Source organism: Roseateles sp. P5_E11, assembly GCF_054049355.1.
The window spans coordinates 1-4263 of the sequence record NZ_JBFUMO010000505.1; the positions used below are offsets into that span (position 1 = coordinate 1).

General features: G+C 64.9%; 2 protein-coding genes and 2 pseudogenes. 2 read left to right on the forward strand and 2 right to left on the reverse strand.

Going from position 1 to position 4263, the window contains the following annotated elements:
- Together ACXJKR_RS25760 and ACXJKR_RS25765 are read right to left on the reverse strand one after the other, a co-directional pair.
- A pseudogene (locus tag ACXJKR_RS25760) lies at nucleotides 1–268 on the reverse strand (orotate phosphoribosyltransferase); the annotation flags it as partial.
- Nucleotides 269–432: 164 nt separating this feature from the next.
- A complete protein-coding gene (locus tag ACXJKR_RS25765; protein WP_457325228.1) occupies nucleotides 433–2751 on the reverse strand; it encodes a TonB-dependent receptor in 2319 nt (772 codons plus the stop codon).
- A 180-nt stretch (nucleotides 2752–2931) separates the two neighbouring features.
- On the opposite strand from ACXJKR_RS25765, the gene ACXJKR_RS25770 reads away from it, so the two are divergent.
- Nucleotides 2932–3714, forward strand: coding sequence for an exodeoxyribonuclease III (locus ACXJKR_RS25770; protein WP_056191496.1), 783 nt, complete (start codon nucleotides 2932–2934; stop codon nucleotides 3712–3714).
- Nucleotides 3715–3929: 215 nt separating this feature from the next.
- Nucleotides 3930–4263 (forward strand): annotated as a pseudogene (locus ACXJKR_RS25775) (hypothetical protein); the annotation flags it as partial.

The following is a 4263-nucleotide window of genomic DNA, read 5'->3' on the forward strand; positions in this document are numbered from 1 at the left end:
GCTCCATGGATACAGCGGCGGCCAGCGTGATGCCTTTGTAGGCCGGGCCGAAGATCATGTCGAACTGCAGGCCCGAGGCAATCAGCCGCTCGGCGTAGAAGCCAGCCAGTCGCCCCAGCTTGGCACCGTCATCGAAAAGGCCGGCGTTGAAGAAATAGGGGCTGAGCCGGCCGGCCTTGGTCTTGAACTCGCCAAAGCGCAGCACGCCAGCCTCGACGGCGAAGGCGACAAAGGACTGGGCGAGAGAGTCGGTGGGCGCGGCGGACATGTGACAAAGATTCTAGGGGTCAAAAAAACAGGCCCGACCCCTAGAAGGGGCCGGGCCGTCGATGGTTTTCACCAAGTCGCGGGCGGGGCCCGCATGACGTCTTACGCTGAATCAGTTGAGGACCGAGCTGTCCAGGATTACCTGGCCAGGTCCGTCCCACAAGGTCAGAAACTGGCCTTGAACTGAACGCCGTAACTGCGCGGCTCGTTGACGATGCCGGTCAGGTTGTCGAAGTCGATGGCGGCGACGACCTGGCGGTGGTTGGTGATGTTGCGCGAGTAGGCCGCCACTTCATACTTGCCGTTGTTCCAGCCGTAGCCCACGCGCAGGCCGCCTTCCAGCGCCGACTTGGCCTTGTACTCGACGGCCTCGTACAGGAACATGTTGTACTTGTCCTTGTAGGCCCAGTCGGTCAGCACGCTCAGCTCGCCGTTGCCCAGCTCGACGCTGTACTTGAGCGTCCAGTTCCAGGTGACCTTGGGTGCGCGCGGGAGCGGGTTGCCGTTGATGCTGACCGTGCCAGCCAGCGGGCCGGCCGGGTCGAGCACCGTGCAGCCGGTGTTGGCTTCCAGGAACTGGAAGTTGGCATTGCCGCAGGGTTGCACGAAGAGATTGGCGTCCTTGATCTTCGTGTCGTTGTACGAGAAGCCCAGCGTCGTGCGCCAGTCGCGCGCGATGATGGCCTGGGCGTCCAGCTCGAAGCCCTGGCCCTCGGCCTTGGCGGCGTTGACGAGGCGGTTCTGATTGGTCGAGCCCGAGCCGGCCGTCAGCTGCATGTCCTTGACGCGGTACTTGAACACCGTGCCGCTGACGCGGGCGGTGTTGTCGAGCAGGTCGGCCTTGAAGCCGGCCTCGACGGACAGCACCTTCTCGGAGTTCGCCACCGAGATCGAGTCGCCAAAGAGCACGCGGCCCTGGATGGACGGTGCGCGGTAGCCGGTGGCAACGCGCGCGAACACGCTGGTGGACTTGTCGAGGTTGTAGTTGGCGCCGAAGTCCCAGCTCCAGTTCGTCGACTTGGGGTGGGTGTAGAACGGGCCGATGATGTCGACGTTGTTGGCCTTGCCCGGCGTCCAGGTGCGCACGGCGTCGAAGTCCTTCTTGTCGTCGGTGTAGCGCAGGCCGGCGGTGAGCTTGAAGTCCGGCGTGACGGCGTACTTCACATTGCCGAAGGCTGCCCAGGACTTGGCTTCCTGGTGCTGCACGGCATAGCCGTTTTGCGGGTCCCCCGCGGCGAAGCTGTCGAAGTTGAAGCTGTCGACCTGCAGCTTCTCGTTGAAGTAGTACAGGCCGGCGATCCACTGGAACGGCGCGCTGGTGTTGGACTGCAGGCGGAATTCCTGGGTCGTCTGGCGCAGGTAGGGGATGCCGTCGGCCGTCTGCGCGTCAAACGGGATGACGGACGGGTAGGGCGTGTTCGAGCCGGAGGGRTAGTACTTCGGGCCGTCCGGGATGCCGCAGAAGCGGCAGCCGAAGCCACCATCCACGTCGCCGCGGCTGTAGAACTTGGCGCGGTCGTGGGCGGTGATGGAGTACAGCGACACGCCGTCGAAATCCCAGCGCAGGCGAGCGCTGACCTCGCTGGACTTCAGCGTCYGCGAGTTGTAGCCGTCGGAGGGGTAGGAGCTGTCGTCGTAGCCATCGACGAGGTCATTGGTGCCGCGCTTCATGATGTTGGCGCGGAAAGTCGTGGCCGTGCCCTTGAAGTCGCGGGCCTGGACCTTGAAAAGACCCTCGAAGTTGCCGCTCTTGTAGAGGGCCTGCAGGCGCAGCGCCTTGTCGTTGTAGCCTTCAAGGTCGGACGTCGCGCTGGTCACCGGGTTGTGGACGCGGTCACTCTGGCGCTGGGCCAGGCCCGCCACGCGCAGCTGCAGGTCTTCGTTCACCGGCACGTTGACGGCCGTCTCGAGGTTGACGGCGCTCCAGCGGCCGAAGCCGATGTTGGCGTAGCCTTCCAGGCGCTTGGTGGGCCTGGCCGAATCAAACTTCATGACGCCGGCCGGCGAGTTGCGGCCGAACAGCGTGCCCTGCGGGCCGCGCAGCAGTTCCACCTGGGCCATGTCAAAGACCGGGAAGCCCTTGAGCGCGATGCTTTCCTGCACGACATCGTCGTACACCAGGCCGACCGGCTGGGAGGCGTTCATGTCGAAGTCGGTGTTGCCTAGGCCGCGCACGTAAAAGCGCGGGAAGGTGCGGCCGTAGTCGGACTCGATGTTCAGGCTCGGCACCTTGCCAGATAAGGCGCGGACGTCCTGGCCGCTGGCGTTGTAGGTGTCCAGATCCTCGGACTTGATCGCCGAGATCGACAGCGGCACTTCCTTCAGGTTCTCGGCCCGGCGGCTGCCGGTGACGATGACGGCTTCGAGCTGGCTGACGTCTTTCTTGGCTTCGGCTGTCGGCGTGGCTTGCGCCAGGGCCGCCATCGGGAAGGCCGTGCTCAGCGCCAGCGCGAGCAGGGTCGGTGAAAGGCTGTATTTGGGCATGAGAAATCCTCGGGTTGACGGGTTCGCGGGCAAGTGGGTAAAGAAATGGGCGCTCGCGGCGCCTCTGATTCCTACTGGATCGTAAAGATCACATGACGGTTCCGTGATGAAAGCGTGCCGCTGTGTTGTGCATTTGCTGCACTGCGATACTTCTCCAGGTCAAACCCTCTCCCTAATCCGATGCGCTTCATCACCGCCAACCTCAACGGCGTGCGTTCCGCCGCCAGCAAGGGCTTCTTCGACTGGCTCGACAAGCAGCAGGCCGATGCCGTCGGCGTGCAGGAGCTCAAGGCGCAGGCGGATGTCGTGGAAGCCAAGTTCCGCAGCTGCGACCTGCTCAACGGCCATTTCCATTACGCCGAGAAAAAGGGCTACTCGGGCGTGGGCCTGTACACCAAGGAAGAGCCCAGCGACCTGATCACGGGCTTGGCGATGCCCGAGTTCGACTGCGAGGGCCGCTGGGTGGAGAAGCGTTTCGACAAGCCCGGCCGCAAGCTCAGCCTCATCAGCGTCTACTTTCCCAGCGGCACCAGTGGCGAGGAGCGCCAGGCGGTCAAGTACCGCTTCCTGGCGGCGCTCTACCCTCATCTGCAGGCGTTGAAGGCCGAGCGCGAGTTCATCCTCGTCGCCGACGTCAACATCGCGCACAAGGAGATTGACCTGAAGAACTGGCGCGGCAACCAGAAGAACAGCGGCTTCCTGCCCGAGGAGCGCGCCTGGTTGACCACGCTTTTCGATGACGGGGGTGTCGTCGACGTTTTCCGTACGTTGAACGACAAGGCAGAGCAATACACCTGGTGGAGCGCCCGCGGCGCGGCGCGCGCCAACAACGTCGGGTGGCGGCTGGACTACCACCTCGCCACACCCGGCATCGCGGCGCTGGCCCGGCGGGAGGCCATCTACACCGGTCAGATGTTCAGCGACCACGCGCCGCTGACGGTGGACTACGACTTCAATCTCTGAGGCTGCAAAGGCTCAGGCGAATGCGAGCGGCGAGGCACGGCAGCTACACGGCGTAACCGGCCGCTACGGACTGGGGGAGCCTCCTACATGAGATGACGCTCGGCGCCGACGCCGGGCGCGAGGGTGCAGGCCTAGAGTGGACCTCAGCCGGTGGAAATGCCCGGCCCAGCCACCCGGCTCCAGGCCGGTTCCCGCTTTCAAAAGGAGTTCCCCCCATGTCCGCCCTCAAGACCGCCACCAGTGCACTGACCGCCGCCGTTCTCGTGACCAGCATCGGCCTGGCTTTCGCCCAGACCGAAGATCAAAAGCAGCCTACCGACCCGATGGCCGCTGCCACGGCTTCGCCCACCAGCGAACAGACCCCTGCCGACCCGAATGCGGCGCCGGCTGATCCGAATGCAGCGGCGCCTGCGGACAGCACCGCCGCCACGGCCGCCATGGCCGAGCAGCAGCCGCCCGCCGACGACCCGGCCAAGGTGACGCCGCCGGTCGACAGCACCGCCGCGACGCCGACCACCACGACGACTGACACGACGACCACGACCACGA

What these genes read in the sequence shown, in the direction of transcription:
- ACXJKR_RS25770 (WP_056191496.1), top strand. Translation starts at nt 2,932, where the DNA reads ATGCGCTTCATCACCGCCAACCTCAACGGCGTGCGTTCCGCCGCCAGC.